The sequence below is a fragment of the Sporosarcina sp. G11-34 genome, from assembly GCF_026931025.1.
Window position 1 is genome coordinate 326,974 of the sequence record NZ_JAHNZW010000005.1, and the last position, 24,738, is coordinate 351,711.

Here is a 24,738-nt window from a genome sequence, read left to right on the forward strand (position 1 = left end):
AAGATGTTATTTATTCATGTATCTCGCAAAATAGTATTCGATCTTTTCCGTTGATATCTTTTACTATTTCGATAAATGCCTTCGGAAATGCATCTGTAAATAGTTTACGCACAGATTCACCTTGCAAATAACCAAATTCTACTCCGATTAATCCCGGTTTGTTCATAAGGTGTGGAAGACTTTCGGCTAATTTTCTGTAAAAGTAAAGCCCGTCTTCCTCTGCGAATAAAGCATTATGCGGTTCGAATGATAAAACTGTTGGTGACATCAATTCCGCTTCTTCGTGTGCGATATACGGCGGGTTGGATAAAACGAGATCCCACTTGGCATCTTGAATGGGTTCGGTCATATCGCCTTCTTTAAAGGTTATTGTTGCGGCGTTTCTTTCTGCATTTTTCATAGCAATTGTTAGTGCCCCTGCACTTATGTCAGTCGCAGTTACCATTGCTTCTGGCCATTCTTTTTTGAAGGTGACCGCAATCGCACCACTTCCTGTTCCGATATCCGCAACTTTTACTTTTTTATTATGGAAAAGTCTTTGACAACGTTCAATCGCGCCGTGGATAAGTTCTTCCGTTTCCGGACGCGGAATTAACACATTGTTATCCACCTCGAATGTTCGGCCGTAAAAACTTTCACTGCCTATAACATATTGAACAGGTTTTCCTTCTAAGAGTTCGTCTACTTTATCCCAAAATCTCGTTTGCTCTTCCATTGTTAACGAATCGCGCATAGATGCAAGGAGTGAAGCGTGGCTTTTCCCGGTGACATATTCCATAAGAAGGCGTACAGCACCCCGGTCCAACCCTTTTTGTTCCAATAAAGAAGTTGCTTTGTTTTGGGCCTCAAAAATTCGCTCAGTCATTCGTATTTAAACTTTCAAGATGATGCGCCTGTTCTTCAATAATCAGCGCCTCGATGACTTCATCAAGGTTTCCTTCGATAATTTGATCCAGTTTTTGAATGGTTAATCCAATACGGTGATCCGTCACTCGGTTTTGCGGGAAATTATACGTTCGAATTCGTTCAGAACGGTCTCCTGTTCCCACCGCGGACTTGCGGGTTGCAGCATATTCTGCCTTCGCTTCTTGTTGTGCCGCATCATAAACACGTGCTTTTAACACTTTCATCGCTGTTGCACGGTTTTTAATCTGTGAGCTTTCATCTTGCATGGATACGACGATTCCCGTCGGTAGATGCGTAATACGAACAGCAGAGTCTGTCGTGTTAACATGCTGTCCACCCGCTCCACTTGAACGGTACGTATCGATTTTTAAATCTTCTCGGAGAATTTCAATATCAACATCTTCAGCTTCCGCTAATACTGCAACTGTCGCTGTCGAAGTATGCGTTCTCCCACCCGATTCTGTCTCTGGAACCCTTTGGACACGGTGTGCACCGTTTTCAAATTTCAATTTTGAATACGCACCGTTTCCTTTGATGAGAAAAACAATTTCTTTAAAACCGCCAAGCTCTGTTGCCGATGAGTTCATCACTTGGATTTTCCAATTGTTCATTTCCGCGTAGCGGCTGTACATACGGAACAAATTTCCCGCGAATAACGCAGCTTCATCGCCGCCAGCTGCTCCTCGTATTTCCATTATGACGTTTTTATCGTCGTTCGGGTCTTTCGGAATAAGTAGGATTGTCAGTTGTTCTTCGAGTGATTCCACACGTTCATCGAGCTCTGAAATTTCAAGTTTTACAAGTTCTTTCATCTCATCGTCGAGTGGCTCGTCAAGTAAACTTTTTGCGCTTTCACGTTCTTCCTTGACACTTTTATATTCACGATACGCGTCCACCGTTTCTTGTAAGCCTGATTGTTCCTTCGAATAATCGCGAAGTTTTGTTATGTCGCTCACGATTTCCGGATCACTCAGTAATTCAGTTAACTGATCATATCGGTCTTCTACAACTTGAAGTCTTTCAAACATTGGATTTCCCTCATTTTTTGGTCTATTTTGTATGTTCATTGTACGGGAATTCCGTACGTAAATACAGTTTTCTTCTCTATTGATACGGTTTTGAAATGCAATACAAAACCCATCCAACTTTTCTGGATGGGTCATAACTTCTATTTAGCTTTTAGCCACGGCAGCGGAAACGCCTTCGGGAACTTCATGATGCTTTCGACATCTCGCCTCATACGCTTCCGACGCACCAACAAGAATAATTGGATCGTCGTATCCGGCTGGCATGCCATTAATGAGTCGTTGTGTTCGACTAGCTGGAGAGCCGCATGTCACGCAAACTGCCTGCAATTTCGTAACATGCTCTGCAATCGCCATTAAACGTGGCATCGGGCCAAATGGCTCACCGCGGAAGTCTTGGTCAAGCCCGGCAATGATGACGCGGAATCCTTCATCTGCAAGCGCCATGACTGTTTCGACAATGCCATCATCGAAAAACTGCGCTTCATCAATGCCGATAATATCGTATTCGGACTTGTCGAAATCGATGATGTGTGCTGAACTGGCAACAGGATTTGCAATGACTGTCGTCCCATTATGGCTAACGATCGCTTCTTCGCTATACCGAATATCGATTTCTGGTTTAAAAACTGCGATTTTTTGTTTCGCGAATTGCGCACGTCTTACTCTGCGAATTAGTTCTTCTGATTTCCCTGAAAACATGCTGCCACAAATGACTTCAATCCAGCCACCCTGCATCGTTGTGTACATATTTGTAAATCCCCTTCCGCTGAACCGATATATGTAAAGTTTACTTAAGTTTATAGGTGAATTCTTATTATACCCGAAGTTTTATTGGACATCCACAGAAAGAAATACCCGCCCGGCGCATACGCACCTGACGGGTATTTTTCAAAAGAATTATTTTTCTTCTGTTTTTGTTTCTTCTTCGAGTACTTCTTTGATACCATACTTTTTGTTGAAACGGTCGACACGGCCGTCCGCTTGAGCAAATTTCTGACGTCCTGTATAGAACGGGTGACATTCTGAACAAACTTCAATACGAATGTCCTCTTGTACTGAACCTGTTTCAAATGTGTTACCACATGAACAAGTAACAGTTGAAACTTTATATTCTGGGTGTATTCCTGCTTTCATCGGTCTAATCTCCTCTCGCTCTGAACCATCCGGAACAGAATTTATTATAAGACTGATGCCTTACACGATCCATTATTTTTCATCGTATATGCAGCAGATCGTTTTATTGATACTTAAATGATTATAACAAGTTCCTACACCTTCTGCAACTAATACTTACCGAGGTGAGTTTTGAGTGGTGTGGTTAGTGTTTTTTGCCTGGTTTATGCGCCGTTATAAACTTTTATGCGCGCTTCCACCGAGTTATGCTCGGTTATAAACTTTTATGCTCACTTTCACCGAGTTATGCGCGCTTACAAACTTTTATGCGCACTTTCACCGAGTTATGCTCGCTTACAAACTTTTATGCTCACTTCCACAGAGTTATGCTCGGTTATAAACTTTTATGCGCACTTCCACCGAGTTATGCTCGGTTATAAACTTTTATGCGCACTTCCACCGAGTTATGCTCACTTCCACCGAGTTATGCTCGCTTACAAACTTTTATGCGCACTTTCACCGAGTTATGCTCGCTTACAAACTTTTATGCGCACTTCCACCGAGTTATGCTCGCTTACAAACTTTTATGCGCATCTCCACCGAGTTATGCGTATCTCCCCAAAGTTACCCACAATTAAAACCTCCACACTCATCTCACGGAAAGTTATCCACGGTTGATAACTCCTATACAAACTCTCTATAACTATCCACAACCAAAACGCACTTTCCCCAAAAACAAACGGCTTCAACTCTTTTGTGAGTTGAAACCGTTTATTATTGAATTAAAGTAGTCCCTTACCGTTACGCTGTGTTTTCATGTCGCCGTTCAGCTTTTCGAAGAACTCTTCGTTCGTTTTTGTTTGTCCTAGCTTTTTTAAGAAACGTTCAACAAAGTCTGGTGCTCCAGAGAATGTTTTTCGAATCGCCCATAATTTACTAAGCTGCTCTTCTGGAATAAGTAGCTCTTCTTTTCTTGTACCCGAACGACGCATGTCGAGCGCAGGGAAAATTCGACGCTCAGCCAAGCTGCGGTCGAGGTGAAGTTCTAAGTTACCTGTTCCTTTAAATTCTTCGTAAATAACTTCGTCCATTCTTGAACCTGTTTCGATAAGTGCTGTCGCAAGAATCGTTAGGCTACCGCCTTCTTCCAAGTTACGTGCAGCTCCGAAAAAGCGTTTCGGACGATGGAATGCCGCTGGATCAATACCACCTGACAATGTTCGACCACTTGGTGGTATAACAAGGTTGTAAGCACGTGCCAGTCGTGTGATCGAGTCCATTAAAATGACGACGTCTTTCTTATGTTCAACAAGTCGCATTGCACGTTCTAAAACGAGTTCTGCAACTTTTATGTGATTCTCAGGTAATTCATCAAAAGTGGAACTGACGACGTCTGCTTTTACAGACCGCTCGATGTCCGTCACTTCTTCCGGACGCTCATCGATGAGCAATACAATAAGTTCTGTTTCAGGATGATTTGTTGCAATAGAGTTCGCGATTTCTTTTAGCAGTTGTGTCTTTCCTGCTTTAGGAGGTGCAACGATAAGTCCTCGTTGACCAAAACCTACTGGCGCGACAAGATCCATAATTCTCGTCGATAGTTTTGAAGAATCGGTTTCCAGTTTAATATGACGATCTGGATAGAGCGGTGTAAGCGCCGGGAAATGAACACGGTTTCGTGAGTCTTCCGGGTTTTCTCCGTTAACAGCTTCCACTTGCAGAAGGCCATAATACCGTTCCGATTCTTTCGGCGGACGTACTTTCCCCGCGACTTTATCACCATTGCGAAGGTCAAAGCGGCGAATCTGTGAGGCAGAAATATAAATATCTTCAGAGCTCGATGAGTAGTTAATCGGGCGGAGGAAACCATATCCTTCTGATTGAATAATTTCTAGTACGCCTTCCATGAAGAAGAATCCTTCCTGTTCGGCTCTAATTTTTAAAATCGCAAAAATTAATTCTTTTTTAGTCATCTTGGCATAATAAGATATTTTAAATTCTCGGGCATGCGTATAGAGCTCTTTTAACGTCATGTTCTCGAGGGACGACATTGTTAATATTGACATTTTCGGCACCACTCTTTTAGTTTAATGGGTTTTATTTCTTGAGGTTTTTGGGTGGAAATATAAGGAAAGCAAAATAATGAAACGGTGTTTGATTTAAAAATAAGGAACTTCTGCCTAGGTTGTTATCACCTAGGCAGAAGTCAATTTATTGTGCGGAAGATAGCTTAAGTTTCCATTATAAGATTTGGCTTCATCTTCATACTGTGACGGCCTTCAACAAATCTTACAGTTCCCGATTTCGTACGCATTACAAGCGAATGTGTTTCACTATAAGCACCTGTAAATCTAACACCACGGAGTAACTCTCCGTCTGTAACACCTGTTGCGGCAAAGATTGCATCGTCACCTTTAACTAGATCATCCATGCGAAGAATTTTGTTCACATCAAGTCCCATTTTCTTGCAGCGCTCAAGTTCTGCGGCATTTGAAGGAACAAGTCTTCCTTGGATTTCACCGCCTAGGCATTTAAGTCCGACTGCTGAAATAACGCCTTCAGGTGCTCCGCCAAGTCCGAATAAAATATCGACACCTGTTTCAGCGAAAGCAGTGTTAATAACACCGGCAACATCACCATCGTTAATCAATTTTATACGTGCACCTGCTGCTCGAATTTCCTCGATTACCTTGGTATGACGCTCTCTGTTAAGTACAGTGGCAACAATATCGCCAATATCTTTATTTTTAGCTTTTGCTACTGCGAGCAGGTTATCTTTTACGGAAGCATCAATATCAATTTTACCTACTGACTCAGGACCTACGGCGATTTTATCCATATACATATCCGGTGCGTGTAGAAGGTTTCCTTTGTCTGAAATTGCCAATACCGCAAGCGCGTTCCAGCCGCCTGCCGCGACAATATTAGTTCCTTCAAGGGGATCTACTGCAACGTCCACTTCTGGACCGTGACCCATTCCAAGTTTCTCACCGATATAAAGCATTGGCGCTTCATCCATCTCGCCTTCGCCAATAACCACGGTACCTCGCATTGGAATTGTGTCAAACACCATGCGCATTGCAGTTGTTGCCGCATCGTCCGCTTCGTTTTTCAAACCGCGTCCCATCCAACGTGCTGCTGCGACTCCGGCTGCTTCAGTAATTCGAACTAATTCCATCGATAAGCTGCGTTCCATGTTAGTTCCCCCCATTTTTACGTTTCCACACTAATAAATATTACTCTTTTCATTATATCATAGATTTCGCTGTCAATCTTATGAGCCTTTAATGATCGTGTCTGCTGGAATAGTCTCTTTACGAATGTCCGCACCGAGACCATGAAGTTTTTCAATGAGTGAACCATAACCGCGTTCTATGTGCTGGATTTCTCGCACTTCTGTTTCCCCGTCTGCAATCAGGCCTGCAATTACAAGTGCCGCCCCAGCTCGAAGATCAGATGCTCGAACAACCGCAGCCTCTAATTGTGTAGGCCCAGATAAAATGGCTGAACTTCCTTCAACTCGTGCCTTCGCACTCATTCTACCTAATTCATCAATCTGCTTGAATCGTGCGGAATACACTGTATCCGTTATGACCGATGTGCCTTTTGCTTGCGAGAGCAACACTGTAAATGGTTGCTGTAAATCTGTCGGAAAACCTGGATATACTAGTGTCTTCACATCTACAGAATTCAGTTCCTTCGCTTTTGGGATGAATATTTGCTCATCCCTTTCAATCACTTCTACGCCCATTTCACGAAGTTTTGCGGTTAGCGCTTCTACGTGAAACGGAATAACATTATCTATCGTCACACCGTCTCCCGCAGCCGCCGCCATAATCATAAATGTACCCGCTTCGATTCGGTCTGGGATAATTGTATGCCGAGTTCCATGCAACTTTTCAACGCCTTCAATACGGATAATGCTTGTACCTGCACCTTTGATTTTCGCGCCCATATTCGATAATAATGTCGCTACATCAACGATTTCAGGTTCTTTAGCTGCATTTTCAATCGTCGTTTGTCCAGTTGCAAGAACGGCTGCAAGCATAATATTAATCGTTGCACCAACGCTTGCAACGTCCAAATAAATTTTTGCACCACGTAATTCTTCAGCTCTCAAATAGATTGCACCATGTTCATTGGTTACTTTCGCACCAAGTGCTTCAAATCCTTTGATGTGTTGATCGATTGGTCGTGGCCCGAGATGACAACCACCGGGTAGTCCAATTGCCGCGTGCTTAAAACGCCCTAGCATAGCTCCCATAAAGTAATACGACGCACGTAATTTTTTAACATTGCCATTAGGAAGTGGCATTGAAATAATTTCCGTTGGGTCAATTACCATTGTCTCTCCGTCCAACGTTACACTTCCACCAATATCTTCGATGAGCGCTTGTAACGTTAGTACATCAGAAATTTTAGGCAATCCTTCAATTGTGACAGGTGAATCCGCCAAAATTGATGCCGGGATTAGCGCGACCGCACTATTTTTCGCACCGCTTACTTTAATTGATCCTTGAAGGCGTTTGCCGCCTGTGATTTTGTAAACGTCCATTTGTTTCTCTCTTAATGTCACTTGTTCTTTCTGCTTTCCCAATCCGCAAGGAAATCCTCAATGCCTTTATCTGTCAACGGGTGGTTGAACAGTTTTTCTAGTACGTTAAATGGCGTTGTTGCAATATCTGCACCGCGTAGTGCACACTCAGTAATATCTTGTGGGCTACGGATTGATGCTGCAATAATTTCTGATTTAATATCGTGAATGGCAAAGATGTTTGCAATCGTTTCAATAAGTGCCATGCCATCTTGTCCGATGTCATCGAGTCTGCCTAGGAACGGCGACACATATGTAGCGCCTGCACGTGCCGCAAGTAGCGCTTGGTTCGCACTGAAAATTAGCGTAACGTTTGTTTTGATGCCTTCTTGTGCAAATACCGAACACGCTTTCAAGCCTTCAGGTGTCATTGGAAGCTTAACCGTAATATTTGGTGCAATTTTCGCTAGTTCGCGACCTTCTTCAATCATGCCTTCTGCATCAAGTGCGATAACTTCAGCACTTACAGAACCATCAACTAGCTCAGTGATTTGGCGTAGTCTTTCGTGGAACGGAACATCTTCCTTTGCAACTAGTGATGGATTTGTAGTAACGCCGGAAACGATTCCCCAGCTATGCGCTTCTTTAATTTCGTCAAAGTTTGCTGTATCAATAAAAAATTTCATTTAATATTTCCCCCTTTATAATTTTAACCAGTCTAGCTCTAGAGTTCCCTCTATTCTTAAATACTATTACGCTTTTTGTGAACTACCAAATTCGCGCATTTTACCGATTACTGTTTCTTTAATCGCTTCACGCATTGGCGTCAAGAATTTACGCGGATCGTATGCTTCTGTATCAGCCGCAAGAAAATCGCGAACTGCTTTTGTTCCTTGTATTTGGCTTTCTGTATTTACGTTTATTTTTGCAGTTCCAAGTGAAATTGAACGTTGGATATCTTTTAATGGAATTCCTGTACCACCGTGTAAAACAAGCGGTAGGTCAGATTGCTTCGAAATGATTTCCATTTCTTCGAATCCTAGGTTTGGTTCACCTTTGTAAGGTCCGTGAACAGATCCAAGTGCAGGCGCAAGACAATCGATATTTGTGTTATCCACAAGTTCTTTACATTCCGCTGGATCAGCATAAACAACGCCGTCCGCAATAATGTCATCTTCTTCTCCGCCGACAACTCCTAGCTCAGCTTCTACGGATACACCTTTCGAATGTGCATATTCAACAACTGTATTTGTAATTTCAATGTTTTCTGCAAGAGGTTTAGATGAAGCATCGATCATAACTGATGAAAAACCAGCATCGATTGCCTTTTTACAATTTTCAAAGCTTGTTCCGTGATCCAAGTGAATAGCTACAGGGACTGTAGTTCCGTAGTCATGCATTAAGCCTTTAATCATGTTTACTACAGTAGTGAAACCGCCCATATAACGTGCTGCACCTTCTGAAACGCCAAGGATTACAGGAGATTGCTCTGCTTCTGCAGCCTGCAAAATTGCTTGTGCATATTCCAAGTTATTAACGTTAAATTGGCCGATTGCATAGCCTTCTTTTTTTCCTTTAATCATCATTTCTTTCATCGATACTAGAGCCATTTAAATTCCTCCTCAGGATAATCAAACTATTTGAAACATACGTAATTTTTTTGAATACAGTTTCCTTTGTAATCATAACAAAATCACACACTGTTTGCCACTACCTTAGCTGTTGCCCCGTGAATAAATCATTAACCGCATCACGCACTTCAAAAATATCGAACGGCTTCGTAAAGTATCTCAATGCCCCTATTTCCAGTACTTTCTCCATTAATTCCAACTCGCCATGGCCCGTCATCATAAATACAGGTATCTCTGGCCAGCTGTTCATTATTTCTGTCAATACTTCGGTACCGTCCATTCCAGCCATTTTCATATCGAGAAGAACACAGTCTGGCTGCTTATTTTTCATTTTTTCAAGCGCTTGGTGTCCATTTGCCGCAGAACTTGCTTCATAGCCTTCCCTCTGAAGCAACTCCTCTAACAAAAGCCTAATTCCTGGTTGATCATCAACGATTAGCACACTCTTCAAGTCGGCCCCCCCTTTCAAACCACCTTAAACATCACCCAATGCTATTAACTACTTCGTCAAATAGTACTAAACACCTCTATATTCAGACTAGTCTATGAAGTTTTCAGAATAACAAAAAAGCTGTACAGAAGCGAAATATATTCGATTCTGTATAGCCCTTATAAATTATTAATCAGTTTTTTTGTGCGTTATAACCGCATTTATAAATTCAATAAATAGCGGTTGTGGACGTGTTGGACGCGATTCAAATTCTGGATGGAATTGGCAACCAACGAAAAATGGATGATCAGCTAATTCAATCATTTCAATAAGAGAATCATCTGGACTGACGCCAGAAACAATCATGCCAGCTTCTTCTAATTGTCCACGGTATTCATTATTGATTTCATAACGGTGACGATGACGTCCGTAAATCTGTTCTTCCCCGTACGCAGCCATTGCTTTAGTACCTTCTTTTAATTTACATGGGAATGAACCAAGACGCATTGTACCGCCACGATTTTCAACATCCACTTGATCAAGTGCTAAGTCAACAATCGGGTTTGAAGTTTGCGGATCAAACTCAGTCGAGTGTGCGTTTGCAAGCCCAACCACGTTACGCGCATATTCCACTGCCGCTAATTGCATACCTAAAGAAATCCCGAAGAATGGAACTTTGTTTACACGTGCATACGTAATCGCTTCAATCTTACCACCGATTCCACGGTCTCCAAATCCACCAGGAACGACAATACCATCCACGCCTGCAAGCATTTCAGAAACATTTTCAGCAGTTAAGAATTCAGAGTCAATCCATTTAAGGTCGACTTCCGTACCAAACCCGTAACCAGCATGAGATAGCGATTCTACAACTGAAATATAAGCATCTTGTAGTTCAACATACTTTCCTACAAGCGCAATTTTAACTTTTTTATTTACTGAACCAACGAGTTTCACAAGTTCTTCTAACTCTGTCATATCCGGTTCTTTTGCATCAAGACGAAGATAATCGACGACGAGGTCATCCATTTTCTGCTCTTTGATCATAAGTGGCATTTTATAAAGGATGTCCGTGTCAACTGCTTCAATGACTTCTTCTGGACGAACGCTACAAAATAGTGCAATTTTTTCTTTTATCTCTTGTGGCACTGAGGACTCAGAACGAACAACGATAAGGTCTGGTTGAATACCTAGTGACCGTAGTTCTTTAACGCTGTGCTGAGTTGGTTTTGTCTTCATTTCGCCTGCTGCTTTCATATACGGAATGAGTGTGCAGTGAATGTACATAACATCGTTTTTGTTATGGTCATTTTTCATCTGACGAAGTGCTTCTAAAATTGGAAGTGATTCGATATCGCCAACACTTCCACCGATTTCAGTGATGACAACATCCGCGTTATCATACTCACCTGAAGCCTTGATGCGTTCTTTTATTTCATTTGTAATATGTGGAATTACTTGAACTGTTGCACCATTATAGTCGCCGCGGCGTTCTTTTTTAAGGACGGTAGAATAGACTTTTCCCATCGTAACGTTCGAATATTTGTTCAAATTAATATCGATAAAACGCTCATAATGACCAACATCTAAATCCGTTTCAGCACCATCTTCTGTAACGAATACTTCTCCGTGCTGATACGGGCTCATCGTTCCCGGATCCAAGTTTATATACGGATCAAACTTTTGGATTGTCACCTTGAGTCCTCGATTTTTTAGCACGCGGCCAAGTGAAGCTGCGGTAATTCCCTTTCCAAGTGAAGAGACTACGCCACCTGTTACAAATATATATTTTGTCATGGTAAAAATCCTCCGTCCGTCTTGATATTTAAATGAAAAAGCGCCCCGCTGCAACGTTTGCAGTAGGAGCGCATATACACTAAGTCATGTGTCCTTTTTTTAAGGAGCCCTGTTGAATCTTATAGTGCGCTTGTCCTGAAGTCAAGAAAATTAATCTTCTTCCTCTTCATCTTCTTCTTCGTCTTCTTCATCATCATCATCCAAAACAATATCGTCCGGAATAACTTCGTCGTCTTCATCCGCTACGTCGATTAGATCTTCGTCAATGATTCCAACCTCGTCAACGGCCTCAGCGCCTTCAACAATTTCTACTTCGTCGTCATCTTCGTCTATATCTTCATCTACATCGATTTTATCGAAGCCATCGTCATCTACTTCTTCTAAATCGTCATCTTCTTCATCATCATCTACTGCAGATGCTTTTCTTCTCTTTCTTCGAGCACGAACAACTGGAGCCGTTTCTACTTCTAACTGCTCAACCGGGAACCATTCACGAAGTCCCCATCGAATGTCATCAATCGAAAGGAATCGACCATCAATATTAATATCTGTGTTTACTCTGTGTAAACTATCGGCCATTGCACGTACTGTAACGCCGTTCAGTTTACGAACCTCATCCATTAACTGCCTTAATGTTAAACTCTCGCCATGTTCTGCTAATACAGCGTAGGCAATATCAATATTGGATTCCTCCGCTAATTGTTCTCTCGTCATTTCACGAATGTTCAATACAAGTGCACGTCCCTTCTCACTATCTCATCATACTTATTATATACAATCAGTTACTACGGATGCTAGTTATTTAATGCCTATATTAGTTGTTGTAAAACAATCAACTAGATGCGGCATTCATATGTTCAACATATACAGAAAAAATAAATTTTTAAAAGTGCTTTGGTTAACTCTTTTCTCAACACTTTTGTTTAGATAAAGTTTTAATTAAAAAAAGACTAGATCATCTAGTCCCTTGGATAAATGTCCATGATTCCCAAACATTATCTAACCTATTATACCATAAATAAATTCAATCGCAAAGAAATCCACATATTTATGCAGTTTCCTATGTTTCCTTGCTTTTTCTATAACGTTTAACTTCTTTTACAAAGATTACACATAAGTAAATCGCTGCAAATAAGAATGAAATTGAACCGTATCCATCTTGGTAAAATATTATAGTGAAAAGTACAAGAGATACAATAATAATTATGTGCTGATACGCTTTCATTCCGGCACCTCTTCCCCTTCTTTTTCACTATACGTATTCAACTAAGAACCTATTCATTATCACACAACAAATGGATAAAATCCACATTACCTTATCGGCTTTGTGGATTTTACCTCTCTGACTTTGTGTGTACTGCACTTTCGCCTACTTACATATTTCGACGGTACTGGCCACCAACCTCATATAATGCGTTGGTGATTTGTCCAAGGCTTGCAACTTTTACTGTTTCCATTAATTCGGCGAAAATATTTCCTCCTGAAACAGCTACTTGTTGTAACTTTTGTAAAGCCTTTTCTGTTTCGTTTTTGTGATTATTTTGGAATACTCGCAAATTAATAATTTGTGTTTCTTTCTCTTCCTGAGTCGCACGCGCGATTTCCATATTATCGATGTCATCTTCAGAAGGTGGATTCGGATTTAGGTAAGTGTTGACCCCAATAATCGGAAGTTCACCTGAATGTTTTTTCATTTCATAATGCATCGACTCTTCTTGAATTTTACCGCGTTGGTACTGTGTTTCCATCGCACCAAGCACGCCGCCTCGATCGTTTATACTATCAAACTCCTGAAGAACGGCTTCTTCGACTAAATCTGTTACCTCATCAATAATGAAAGCGCCTTGAAGTGGGTTTTCATTTTTAGATAAGCCGTGTTCTTTTGTAATAATCATTTGGATTGCCATCGCACGACGAACAGACTCTTCTGTAGGCGTCGTAATTGCTTCGTCATAGGCGTTAGTGTGTAGCGAGTTACAATTATCCTGCAATGCCATAAGCGCCTGTAAAGTGGTGCGTATGTCGTTGAAATCGATTTCCTGTGCATGCAAGCTACGTCCTGATGTTTGCACATGGTATTTCAACTTTTGACTGCGTTCATTGGCACCGTATTTATCACGCATAGCAACTGCCCAAATACGTCGGGCAACACGTCCAATTACCGTATACTCTGGATCCAGTCCATTTGAGAAGAAGAACGATAAGTTTGGTGCAAAATCATCGATGTCCATACCGCGACTTAAATAATATTCGACGTACGTGAAACCATTCGCAAGTGTGAATGCCAGTTGCGAAATCGGATTCGCGCCAGCTTCAGCAATATGATAGCCGGAAATCGACACTGAGTAATAGTTACGTACTTCTTTGTCGATGAAGTATTGCTGAATATCGCCCATGAGCCGCAGCGCAAATTCTGTTGAAAAGATACAAGTGTTTTGTCCTTGGTCTTCTTTTAAAATATCGGCTTGCACGGTTCCACGAACAACTTGCAACGTGCCATTTTTTACGTTTGTAAACTCTTCGATTGTAAGCGTACGCCCAAGTTTCTCTTCTTGTAGGCGGACTTGCTGATCAATCGCTGTATTCATGAACATTGCGAGAATGATAGGTGCCGGTCCGTTAATCGTCATAGAGACAGACGTTGTAGGTGCACAAAGATCGAACCCTTCATAAAGCTTCTTCATATCTTCAAGTGTACAAATGCTCACACCTGATTCTCCGACTTTACCGTAGATATCCGGCCGCTCATCTGGATCTTCACCGTAAAGCGTTACGGAGTCGAATGCAGTTGATAAACGTTTCGCATCGTCACCTTTCGACAAGTAATGGAAGCGACGGTTTGTGCGTTCCGGAGTACCTTCACCCGCGAATTGACGTTTTGGATCTTCACCTTCACGTTTAAACGGAAATACGCCTGCCGTGAATGGGAATGAACCTGGAACATTTTCACGGTATACCCAGCGTAAAATCTCACCGTAATCTTTAAACTTTGGAAGTGCTATTTTAGGAATCTTTAACCCTGCAAGACTTGTTGTACGAAGGATCGTCCGAATTTCACGTTCACGAACTTTCGTTACAAGTTCTTCACCCGAATAAGATTCTTTTAATGCGTCCCAGTTTGCTAGAATTTGCTTAGATTCTGGTGTTAATTCTTCGTTCACACTGTCTGCAAGTGATTGAAGAGAGTCAACGAGCACATCATCCGGCGACTTTTTATTCACAATGGCGATGGTTCCTTGAAGTTGGAATAACTTTCGTGCAAGTTCTTCTTGGACTTGCGACTTTTTATGATAACCACGCACTGCATCTGATATTTCACGCAAATAGTGTAGGCGTTTTGTTGGAATAATAACGTTTTGCATTTCTGTTTTCGCTGTTTCGTCATAAGACGTTTCCCAATCGAGGTCGTACTTTTCATTTAGCACACGAACAATCGCTGCGAATAAAGAGTTAGTACCTTTGTCGTTGAATTGACTAGCAATCGTACCGAATACTGGCATTTCCGATAGGTCCTGACTAAATAAGAGGCGACTGCGCTGGTATTGTTTTTGGACTTGGGTCTTCGCGTCCTCGGAACCTTTACGCTCAAACTTGTTAATGGCAATTAAATCCGCATAATCAATCATGTCGATTTTCTCAAGTTGTGTAGGTGCTCCGAACTCGCTCGTCATTACGTACATTGACGCATCAGATATATCGGCAATATCGGCATCGCCTTGTCCAATCCCGCTTGTTTCAATAACAATCAGGTCGTATCCAGCGACTTTCACAATATCGAGCACATCTTGCATTGCTCCTGAAAGTTCTGAACGCGAGCCTCTTGTTGCTAAGCTACGCATAAATACGCGTTTGTTAAAGATGGAGTTCATGCGAATGCGGTCACCTAGAAGTGCGCCACCTGTTTTTTGTTTTGTTGGGTCAATTGAAATAATCGCCACTTTTTTATCGGGAAGTTCATGTAAAAACCGACGAATCAGTTCATCTGTCAGTGAGCTTTTACCCGCTCCACCGGTTCCTGTAATTCCAAAGACGGGTGTGTTTTTCGAAAGTTCTTTTGCTTTTTTCACCAATGCTTTCGCATTGTCGTCGTCTTTGTTATACATTTCTTCTGCATATGTGATTAGGTTCGCTAAGACTTCTGGATTATCTGTGCTTACTTTTTCAAGATCTTCAATAGTACAATCTTTTGCGATTTGGTAATCACAATCCTCCATCATCCGGTTAATCATTCCTTGAAGGCCCATTTTACGGCCATCTTCTGGTGAAAATATCCATGCAATGCCGTAATCATGTAGTTCTTTAATTTCTTTCGGAATGATAACCCCACCGCCACCCGCGTAAATGCGAATATGTGGTGCGCCTCGTTCCTGAAGTAAATCATGCATGTATTTGAAGTATTCAACGTGACCCCCTTGATAAGAAGACATCGCGATGGCTTGAACGTTTTCTTGAATCGCTGCGTTTACAACTTCTTCAACTGAGCGATTATGCCCAAGATGAATAATTTCCGCCCCACTTGCTTGTAAAATGCGGCGCATAATATTAATAGATGCATCATGCCCGTCAAATAGAGCTGAGGCCGTAACCATTCTTACATGGTGCTTCGGTTTATAAATCTCAACAGTTGCCATATATGTTAACGCCCCTTTTATAGTCGTTTATTCCCCCACTAATCCCCTGAAAAGCTGATCTGTCTGAACCTCTATATATTCTTCAATTGTATAGTTTGCTTGTAATGCCCATCTTCTAAATGCCCACATTTGGCCTTGAACGACGACGTGATGCGCTGCAATTTTTACATCTTCCTGTTTAATGCGAAGTTCCCCCGAATCCGCACAGGACTGTAGACCTTTTTCAAATAGAGCGACCATTTCCATTTCTTTCTTCAAGACGTATTTAAGCGCGTCCTTAGGCAATGATTTGGATTCTTGGTACATAACGACAAATTCGTCTGACATGTCGTCTATTAGTGAAAAGTATTGTTGTATCGCGGATTTTAGTCCAGCGATCGTACCATCCTCGATTGCAAGAACGGACAGTCGGTTCAACACTTCATCGTAAATACTGTCACAGACAAGGAATAATATATCTTCTTTCGTCCGAATATATTCATAAAGCGTCCCGATGCTGAAACCAGCTTCTTTTGCAATTTCACGCGTTGTTGTGCGATGAAATCCTTTTTCCTTGAACAGCTTCACCGCACCTTGAATCATTTGTTCGCGTCTCATTTCTATTAACTTTTCATCTTTTACTGATGACTTCACTTCACGTTTTCCAGTCATAATATCCCCCAATCATTTTGTGAGCATGCGGGAGATGACAAGACGTTGGATTTCCTGAGTCCCTTCGTAAATCTGCGTGATTTTCGCGTCACGCATGTAGCGTTCAACTGGATAATCTTTCGTATAGCCATATCCACCGAATACTTGGACTGCTTCTGTCGTCACTTTCATCGCTGTATCTCCAGCCATTAGCTTCGCCATTGCAGACTCTTTTCCATACGGTAAATTATTCGATTCTAACCAAGCCGCTTGATGTGTCAGTAATCTTGACGCTTCAATTGAAGTTGCCATATCTGCTAATTTGAACCCGATGCCTTGATTATCCGCGATTGGTTTACCAAACTGCTTGCGCTCTTTTGCGTAATCAACAGATGCATCTAGTGCGCCTTGTGCAATTCCGACTGCTTGTGCAGCAATTCCGTTTCGACCGCCATCGAGTGTTTTCATTGCGATAACGAATCCGTCGCCTAGGTTTCCAAGGATGTTTTCTTTTGGCACGCGGCAGTTCTCAAACATGATTTCTGTTGTTGGTGATGAACGAATGCCTAGTTTGCGTTCCTTTTTCCCTACAGAGAATCCTGGGAAGTCTTTTTCTACGATGAATGCAGTCGTTTCTGGACGCTTGCCTTTTTCTTGGTTTGTAACGGCAAATACGATGTAAATATCGGCAATTCCACCGTTTGTAATGAAGATTTTCGATCCGTTAAGTACGTAGTCTTCTCCATCGAGTTTTGCGTTTGTTCGCATTGCGCCTGCGTCAGATCCTGCTGATGGTTCTGTTAGGCCGTATGCACCGATTTTTGTACCTTCTGCCATTGGACGTAGGTATTGTTGTTTTTGTTCTTCTGTTCCGTATTTAAATACTGGCCACCCTGCAAGTGATGTATGAGCGGATAGTGTAACGCCGACTGATGCACATACGCGTGACAGTTCTTCTACTGCAATGACGTAAGCGAGATAATCGCTGCCAATTCCGCCGTATTCTTCTGGCCAAGGAATTCCGGTTAGGCCTAGTTCAGCCATTTTTTCGAATAAAACCATATCAAAGCGTTCTTCTTCATCGCGTTCTGCTGCTGTTGGTGCTACTTCATTTACTGCAAAGTCTCGTACCATTTTGCGGATCATTTCGTGTTCTTCGGATAGTTTAAAATTCATTTGTATTCCCACCTTAGTTTTGTTTTTTAGTTTATATAAAGAATTCAATAATACAGGGTACTTGTTCACACCCTTGATTTCCACTCCAGGTGGACAGTGCGGAAAGTTATAGTTCAATCTTTCCCTGACGCTTTCCTCGGGGCGGGCGGTGAGTCTCCTCGTCGCTAAAACCGTGCTCCTGCGGGGCCTCACCTGACCCGCAAATCCCGAAGGAGTCGCCACCTTCCGCTTCAATCAACTAGATTGCACTTTGGTTAGTTCAAGTTAGATAGTTTCTGCGTGTTTTCCCGTATTTGGTGAAAATCACAGCACCAGACGGTTTTGCTTGCAAAACCGGACAGCGAAGCATCCGGTTTCTGCGTGATTTTCACGTGTTTTGTGAAAATCTAAGCACCTCACTTCAACAAATGCTTGGAAATAACAATACGCTGGATTTCGCTTGTTCCTTCGTATATCTCTGTTACTTTGGCGTCGCGGAAGTATCGCTCGACGGGATAATCTTCGGTATAGCCGTATCCGCCGAACACTTGAATTGCTTCGATTGATCCGTCGACTGCGGTTTTTGATGCGAATAGTTTTGCCATTGATGCTTCTTTTCCACATGGAAGACCTTCTGCGCGAAGTTGTGCTGCTCGGTAGACGAGTAATCTGGATGCTTCCACTGCCGTTGCCATGTCTGATAGTTTAAATCCGATTCCTTGTTGCATAGCGATTGGCTTGCCGAATTGGACGCGTTCTCTTGCGTAATCCGTTGCTGCCTCAAGTGATGCTTCTGCAATCCCGAGCGCTTGTGCTGCGATACCGATTCGTCCAACGTCTAGATTTGACATTGCGATTTTAAACCCTTGACCTTCATCACCAAGTCGATTTGTAGCGGGTACCCTCATATTTTCAAAGATAAGCTCGACTGTGCGCGATCCATGGAGCCCCATCTTTTTTTCGTCTTTTCCGATGATTAAACCTGGTGTATCTTTATCGACAATAAATGCTGTGATGCCGTATGATTTGTCAGCTGGATTTGTTGAGGCAAAAACGATGTACACATCTGCTTCTCCGCCGTTTGTAATGAACATTTTCGAACCATTTATCACATAATCGTCGCCGTCTTTTACAGCGCGTGTTTTAAGTGCTCCGGCATCTGATCCAGACGAGGATTCAGTTAAACAAAATGCACCGAGGTATTCCCCACTTGCCATCTTCGGTAAATAGCGGTCTTTCTGCTCGTCATTACCGAAATACATAATTGGATTCGTGCCAACTGATGTATGCACCGATAGGATAACGCCTACAACCGCGCTTACTTTCGATAATTCTTTGATTGCAAGAATATAAGAAACAAAGTCCATTTCAGAGCCGCCGTATTTTTCAGGCACTGTAATTCCCATGAGACCGAGCTTTCCCATTTTCTTTAAGATTTCACTCGGGAATTCACCCGCCTCCATTCTTGGAATGAAAGGCTCTATTTCAGACTTAGCGAAGTTTCGCACCATATCTTGCATCATCTGTTGTTCATCTGTCAGTGTTAAATCCATCGTTGTCGTTCTCCTTTAAATTCAAGTCTTGGATAACTTCATCCTGCAGGGATTTGCCCCCTGCTGAATTAAGTTATAGCCACCGGCGGATGCCACAGATTTTGAAAGGAGTCAATTGAGCAGGCTCAATACAAAATCTGGGCGCAATCACGCCTAGGCGTGTTCGATATATTGATAGAAACCGCGGCCGGATTTTTTACCGAGCCAACCAGCTGCCACATACTTTCTAAGTAATGGACATGGACGGTATTTTGAATCGCCGAATCCTTCGTGCAATGTTTCCATAATATATAGACAAGTATCGAGACCGATGAAATCTGCCAGTTGCAGTGGACCCATTGGATGATTCATGCCGAGTTTCATCACTTGGTCAATTGACTCTTCCGTCGCAACGCCCTCATACAGCGTGTAAATCGCTTCGTTGATCATTGGCATAAGTATTCTGTTGGCGACAAAGCCTGGGAAATCATTCACTTCGACCGGAACTTTCGAAAGATTTTCCGTCATTTTTTCAACAGCGTCGTAAACCTCGTCTTCAGTTGCAAGTCCGCGAATGATTTCAACAAGTTTCATAACAGGAACTGGATTCATGAAATGCATGCCGATGACTTTTTCAGGACGATTTGTCGCAGCAGCGATTTCTGTAATCGAAAGTGATGAAGTATTCGTCGCAAGAATCGCGTGTTTTGGTGCAATTCCGTCAAGTTTCTCAAAAATAGATTTCTTAATTTCCATATTTTCTACAGCCGCTTCAATAATAATGTCTACGGTAGACGCATCGTTCAAATCAAGTGACTTCGAAATTCGGTTAAGCGTATTGTTTTTTTCGACTTCCGTCATCCGTTCTTTTTCTACATTTCGGGAAAGGTTTTTCACTATTGTAGCGAGTCCTTTGTCGTACGATTCTTCTTTTATGTCATTAAGTAAAACATCATAACCAGCTTGGGCACATACTTGTGCGATACCTGAACCCATTTGACCGGCACCGATGACCATTATCTTTTTGATATCCATTAATTATTTCCCCCTAAATCAGTTTGATTTTGGAACTTCAATCATGACTGCGTCACCTTGACCGCCGCCTGAACAAATAGATGCGATACCGATTCCACCGCCGCGACGTTTGAGTTCATACGCCAGCGTTAAAATAATCCGTGCGCCGCTTGCCCCGATTGGATGGCCTAGTGCAACTGCACCGCCGTTCACATTCACTTTTTCCGGGTCGAGCTTGGCAATGTCTGAACTCGCAAGCGCGACAGCTGCGAACGCTTCGTTTACTTCAAATAGCTCAACTTCTTCAAGTGACTTCCCTGTTTTTTCTAGTAATTTATTAATGACAAGACCTGGTGTTTGCGGGAAGTTTTCTGGTTCAATGGCAACTTCCGCATGCCCAATAATAAAGGCGAGTGGTGTTTTACCTTCTTCTACCGCACGCTTTTCATTCATAAGCACCAGCGCACATGCTCCGTCGTTTACGCCCGGCGCATTTCCTGCGGTAATTGTTCCGTCTTTCCCAAATGCAGGTCGCAGTTTCGCCAGTGTTTCAAGTGACGTATCCCGGCGCGGCGATTCGTCTGTATCGACTTGAATCGGTTCACCTCGACGTTGGCTAATTTCTACAGGGACAATTTCCGCTGCGAATAAACCACTATCAATTGCTTCCAAGGCACGTTGATGACTGCGTAGTGCCCACTCATCTTGTGCTTCACGTGTCAATGTAAATTCTTCCGCAGTACTATTTCCATACGTTCCCATATGAACGCGGTCAGGTGAAAACGAACATGATAGCCCGTCATAAATCATCCCGTCAACAAGTGTGGCGTCGCCCATTTTCAATCCAAAACGTCCTTTTGGTAAATAATAAGGTGCGTTTGACATTGACTCCATTCCACCAGCGACAATCACTTCTTCATCTCCGAGACGAATTAACTGATCACCAAGTGTCACGCTTCGCATTCCAGATGCGCACACTTTATTAATGGTTTCTGTTTTAACGCTCCATGGAAGCCCCGCTTTTGTCGCTGCTTGCCTAGAAGGTATCTGCCCTTGACCTGCTTGCAACACCGTTCCGATGATGACTTCATCTACTTCATCAGCCTTAACACCTGTGCGTTTTAGTGCCTCTTTGATTGCAAAACCACCGAGATCGCTTGCAGAAAGTGCGGCTAGAGAACCACCAAGTTTTCCGAAAGATGTTCGTGCTCCGTCAAGTATGACTGTTCTATTCACGCTGAACGCCCCCATTATATTATTGATAACGCTTTCATTCGGAATTAAAAACGAACGACTGAACGCTCGCTCGACTGTTATGTAAAGCAAAAGGGAGTGTCGCCACTCCCTCTCTATTACTATTAGTATATCGTACATTTCTACTTTTCACAATAATGTTTATTGTAAAGTAGCTTCAACTTCCTCTATGACTGGCACGAAGTCTTCTCCGAAAATAGAACGCTCAAGAAGTTCCGCGATGTCGTAAGTTCCGATTGAATCTTCCACTTCAACAGCTTTTGTACCATCTGACAACATCGTCAAGCAGTACGGACAACCAGATGAAATAATACCAGGACTAACTTCAATTGCTTGTTCAGTCCGCGCAACGTTAATGCGGCTTCCTGTATCTTCTTCCATCCACATCATTCCGCCACCAGCTCCGCAACACATTGCGTCTTCGCGGCTTCGTTTCATTTCAACAAGTTCCACACCTGGAATGGCTCTTAAGATTTCACGCGGTGGATCATAAACGTCATTGTAACGGCCTAAGTAACATGAATCATGGAACGTAATCGTTTCGTTAATAGGATGTTCCGGCTTCAGAATTCCTTTTTCAACGAGGTCGTAAAGCATTTCAGTATGGTGAATCACTTCAGCTTCAAAACCAAAGTCTGGGTATTCATTTTTGAATATATTATAAGCATGCGGGTCAATCGTAACAATTTTCGTTACACCCGACTTTTCAAATTCTTTAATATTCGCTTCGGCTAATTCTTGGAATAAAAACTCATTCCCCAAGCGCCTTGGCGTATCTCCGGAGTTCTTTTCTTTATTCCCAAGAATTGCGAACTTAACGCCCGCCTTATTCATAAGGTGAACAAATGCATGTGTGATTTTTTGAGAACGATTGTCGAATGAACCCATCGAACCTACCCATAGCAAGTATTCAAATTCTTCATCTGCTTTTTTCAATTCTTTTACAGTTGGAATATAAAGGTCTGGACGTGCATCTCTCCAGTTTTCTTTCTCTTTACGGTTTAGGCCCCATGGATTTCCTTGGCGTTCGATATTTGTCATCGCGCGCTGTGCATCTGGATCCATTTTTCCTTCCACCATTACAAGGTGACGACGAAGGTCAATGATTTTGTCGACATGCTCGTTCATAACCGGACATTGGTCTTCACAGTTACGGCATGTTGTACAAGCCCAAATTTCTTCTTCTGTAATAATGTCGCCAATCAAATCTGGACTGTAAATATCGTCCATTGTCGCGCCTTCTAATCCTGCAGCCATCGCAATTTGGTTTCCTTGCGTATTGTTGAAAGCAACTGCTGGAACCCACGGCTTTTGTTTTGTCATGAGTGCGCCTGTGTTCGTCAAATTGTCGCGAAGTTTTGTAATTAAATCCATGGGGGACAGCATTTTACCTGTTCCTGATGCTGGACACATATTCGTACAACGACCACATTCTACACAAGCATAAAAGTCGATCATTTGCAGCTGGGTGAAATCTGTAACTTTTCCAACCCCAAGTGCTGGCATATCTGCTTCTGTTTCAGCATCTTCCATCGCTTCAAAATCAATTGGAATCAATCTTCCTGGATTATCGAGACGGTGAAAATACGTATTGACCGGTCCCGCGATTAAATGCGCATGTTTTGATTGCGGCACGTAAACAAGGAATGTCAGTAGGATAAGTAAGTGAATCCACCAGCCTACGAAAAAGATACTCGCTGCTGCAATGGATGGCATGAAACCAAAGATGGCGGCGATTGCCGACGCTACTGGTTCTGTCCACGTCAACGCGTGGCCTTGCCAAATCATGTTCATAGCGTTTGATAACAGCGTTGAAAGCATTAGTCCACCGATGAAAATGAGGACAAGTCCTGATTTCCAACCACGCTTCAGTCGTACAAGTTTTTCAACGTAGCGGCGGTGAAATGCCCAAACGACCGCAACAAGAATTGTTAGAACGACTATTTCTTGGAAAAAGGTAAAGGCGCCGTAAACAGGGCCGAATGGTAAATGGGATCCTGGTTTTAACCCTTTTATAATTAGGTCAATGGCTCCAAATTGTACAAGTAAAAATCCGTAGAAAAACATGACATGAATAATTCCACTCTTTTTGTCTTTTAGTAGTTTCTTTTGTCCGAAGACGTTTACCATAATATTTTTAAAGCGTTGCGAGACGTTTTTATCAAACTCAGTTTTTCTACCTAGTTTAATAAATTGATATCTCGTTTTAAGTAAATGTGTAAATAGTGCAAGCGCATACGCGACTACGCCGAGAAATAAAATCCAGTTAGCTATTAACAATGGGTTCATCGAATTCTCTTCCCTTCTTTGATTGTAAACGTTAACAATAGTGTAGTAGATAATGACTCTTCTGTCGATACTATATTTTCAGTATAATTTATGAATGAGCATTCAGTCAACACAAAAGTGAAAAAGACTTTATAGTCTATGTAACAATGAACAATATTGATTTCCGTTTAGGCAGACATATCTCTTTAAGTCAGGTACTTCCACATAGGTATGTTATAATTAATTGACAACTAAATATCGTGTAGAACAAGGTGCTTCTTGTGTTCGGCAAGGGGCTTAAAAGGGAAGTTCGGTGAAATTCCGACGCTGTCCCGCAACTGTAAAGAGGAGCTTACTTTTTTAGAACCACTGTTAGCGATAACGGGAAGGGAAAAGTAAACGATGAATCTGAGCCAGGAGACCTGCCTTCTTCAGTACACACCAATACCCTACGCGGATAGGAGGTGTTAAGTGCGGCTATGTTCGATTTCTTTTTGACTTGTGCCGCCGTACGAAGAAACGAAATTGGTAATATAGAAAAGAGGGCTAGTTCCCTCTATGTTTGTCATGCCATTGACGAACCTCTTTTACCAATTACGTACTTTTCGTCACGGCCACAATCTATAAAACAAACAAACGCAAATTAGCATCTTCTTCGGGAAACCAAAGGGTGGCGACCCCCGAAAGTTAGAGTTTTAATTATGCAGCTATTTGGTTGGTTTGAGTCCTGTATTCCACTGGACTTAAACCAGCCAATTTCATTTTAATTCGTTGATTGTTGTAATAATAAATGTACTTTTCGATTTTTTGTTTAA

The 24,738-nt window shown here is 42.2% G+C and carries 21 protein-coding genes and 1 riboswitch; all 21 genes read right to left on the bottom strand.

All coding sequences use genetic code 11. The features are described 5' to 3' along the window. Positions 1 to 10 precede the first annotated feature (10 nt). Positions 11 to 865 (bottom strand): peptide chain release factor N(5)-glutamine methyltransferase, encoded by an 855-nt coding sequence (gene prmC / locus KSU66_RS09490; protein ID WP_269051197.1) that lies wholly within the window; start codon positions 863 to 865, stop codon positions 11 to 13. After that, positions 858 to 1,934: a peptide chain release factor 1 gene (gene prfA / locus KSU66_RS09495; RefSeq protein ID WP_269051198.1), complete on the bottom strand. Its 1,077-nt coding sequence runs from the start codon at positions 1,932 to 1,934 to the stop codon at positions 858 to 860. Before prfA ends, prmC begins: the two co-directional genes overlap by 8 nt. A gap of 144 nt (positions 1,935 to 2,078) precedes the next feature. Then, complete coding sequence (locus KSU66_RS09500) at positions 2,079 to 2,681, bottom strand: thymidine kinase (RefSeq protein WP_269051199.1); 603 nt, start codon at positions 2,679 to 2,681, stop codon at positions 2,079 to 2,081. Positions 2,682 to 2,831: 150 nt separating this feature from the next. Beyond that, a complete protein-coding gene (gene rpmE / locus KSU66_RS09505; RefSeq protein ID WP_269051200.1) occupies positions 2,832 to 3,068 on the bottom strand; it encodes a 50S ribosomal protein L31 in 237 nt (78 codons plus the stop codon). Positions 3,069 to 3,829: 761 nt separating this feature from the next. Continuing rightward, a complete protein-coding gene (rho, locus tag KSU66_RS09510; RefSeq protein WP_269051201.1) occupies positions 3,830 to 5,113 on the bottom strand; it encodes a transcription termination factor Rho in 1,284 nt (427 codons plus the stop codon). A gap of 164 nt (positions 5,114 to 5,277) precedes the next feature. Beyond that, entirely contained in the window at positions 5,278 to 6,243 is a 966-nt protein-coding gene (gene glpX / locus KSU66_RS09515; RefSeq protein WP_269051202.1) for a class II fructose-bisphosphatase, read from the bottom strand. 78 nt (positions 6,244 to 6,321) lie between these two features. Next, complete coding sequence (locus KSU66_RS09520) at positions 6,322 to 7,602, bottom strand: UDP-N-acetylglucosamine 1-carboxyvinyltransferase (protein ID WP_269051231.1); 1,281 nt, start codon at positions 7,600 to 7,602, stop codon at positions 6,322 to 6,324. Positions 7,603 to 7,619: 17 nt separating this feature from the next. Further along, the gene (gene fsa / locus KSU66_RS09525) at positions 7,620 to 8,267 is read right to left on the bottom strand and encodes a fructose-6-phosphate aldolase (RefSeq protein WP_269051203.1); all 648 of its coding nucleotides are present in this window, start codon (positions 8,265 to 8,267) and stop codon (positions 7,620 to 7,622) included. Between the two features lie 66 nt (positions 8,268 to 8,333). Next, positions 8,334 to 9,191 (bottom strand): class II fructose-1,6-bisphosphate aldolase, encoded by an 858-nt coding sequence (gene fba / locus KSU66_RS09530; protein WP_269051204.1) that lies wholly within the window; start codon positions 9,189 to 9,191, stop codon positions 8,334 to 8,336. A 100-nt stretch (positions 9,192 to 9,291) separates the two neighbouring features. After that, complete coding sequence (locus KSU66_RS09535) at positions 9,292 to 9,663, bottom strand: response regulator (RefSeq protein WP_269051205.1); 372 nt, start codon at positions 9,661 to 9,663, stop codon at positions 9,292 to 9,294. A gap of 168 nt (positions 9,664 to 9,831) precedes the next feature. Further along, the gene (locus tag KSU66_RS09540; RefSeq protein ID WP_269051206.1) at positions 9,832 to 11,439 is read right to left on the bottom strand and encodes a CTP synthase; all 1,608 of its coding nucleotides are present in this window, start codon (positions 11,437 to 11,439) and stop codon (positions 9,832 to 9,834) included. Positions 11,440 to 11,589: 150 nt separating this feature from the next. Next, on the bottom strand, positions 11,590 to 12,153 hold the full coding sequence (gene rpoE, locus KSU66_RS09545) for a DNA-directed RNA polymerase subunit delta (protein WP_269051207.1): 564 nt from the start codon (positions 12,151 to 12,153) through the stop codon (positions 11,590 to 11,592). Between the two features lie 346 nt (positions 12,154 to 12,499). Beyond that, positions 12,500 to 12,664, bottom strand: a complete 165-nt coding sequence (locus KSU66_RS09550; protein ID WP_269051208.1) for a hypothetical protein — start codon at positions 12,662 to 12,664, stop codon at positions 12,500 to 12,502. A gap of 148 nt (positions 12,665 to 12,812) precedes the next feature. Continuing rightward, the gene (icmF, locus tag KSU66_RS09555; protein WP_269051209.1) at positions 12,813 to 16,070 is read right to left on the bottom strand and encodes a fused isobutyryl-CoA mutase/GTPase IcmF; all 3,258 of its coding nucleotides are present in this window, start codon (positions 16,068 to 16,070) and stop codon (positions 12,813 to 12,815) included. A gap of 27 nt (positions 16,071 to 16,097) precedes the next feature. Next, positions 16,098 to 16,721 (bottom strand): TetR/AcrR family transcriptional regulator, encoded by a 624-nt coding sequence (locus tag KSU66_RS09560; protein WP_269051210.1) that lies wholly within the window; start codon positions 16,719 to 16,721, stop codon positions 16,098 to 16,100. Between the two features lie 12 nt (positions 16,722 to 16,733). Then, positions 16,734 to 17,876 (bottom strand): acyl-CoA dehydrogenase, encoded by a 1,143-nt coding sequence (locus tag KSU66_RS09565; RefSeq protein WP_269051211.1) that lies wholly within the window; start codon positions 17,874 to 17,876, stop codon positions 16,734 to 16,736. Between the two features lie 395 nt (positions 17,877 to 18,271). After that, positions 18,272 to 19,408, bottom strand: a complete 1,137-nt coding sequence (locus tag KSU66_RS09570; RefSeq protein ID WP_269051212.1) for an acyl-CoA dehydrogenase — start codon at positions 19,406 to 19,408, stop codon at positions 18,272 to 18,274. 153 nt (positions 19,409 to 19,561) lie between these two features. After that, a complete protein-coding gene (locus KSU66_RS09575) occupies positions 19,562 to 20,422 on the bottom strand; it encodes a 3-hydroxybutyryl-CoA dehydrogenase (protein ID WP_269051213.1) in 861 nt (286 codons plus the stop codon). 18 nt (positions 20,423 to 20,440) lie between these two features. Further along, positions 20,441 to 21,637: an acetyl-CoA C-acetyltransferase gene (locus KSU66_RS09580; protein WP_269051214.1), complete on the bottom strand. Its 1,197-nt coding sequence runs from the start codon at positions 21,635 to 21,637 to the stop codon at positions 20,441 to 20,443. Positions 21,638 to 21,796: 159 nt separating this feature from the next. Beyond that, the gene (locus KSU66_RS09585; protein WP_269051215.1) at positions 21,797 to 23,944 is read right to left on the bottom strand and encodes a heterodisulfide reductase-related iron-sulfur binding cluster; all 2,148 of its coding nucleotides are present in this window, start codon (positions 23,942 to 23,944) and stop codon (positions 21,797 to 21,799) included. Between the two features lie 232 nt (positions 23,945 to 24,176). Beyond that, a riboswitch (cobalamin riboswitch) is annotated at positions 24,177 to 24,367 on the top strand. A gap of 255 nt (positions 24,368 to 24,622) precedes the next feature. Next, a partial coding sequence (locus tag KSU66_RS09590; protein ID WP_269051232.1) for an IS3 family transposase occupies positions 24,623 to 24,738 on the bottom strand: 116 nt, incomplete at its 5' end.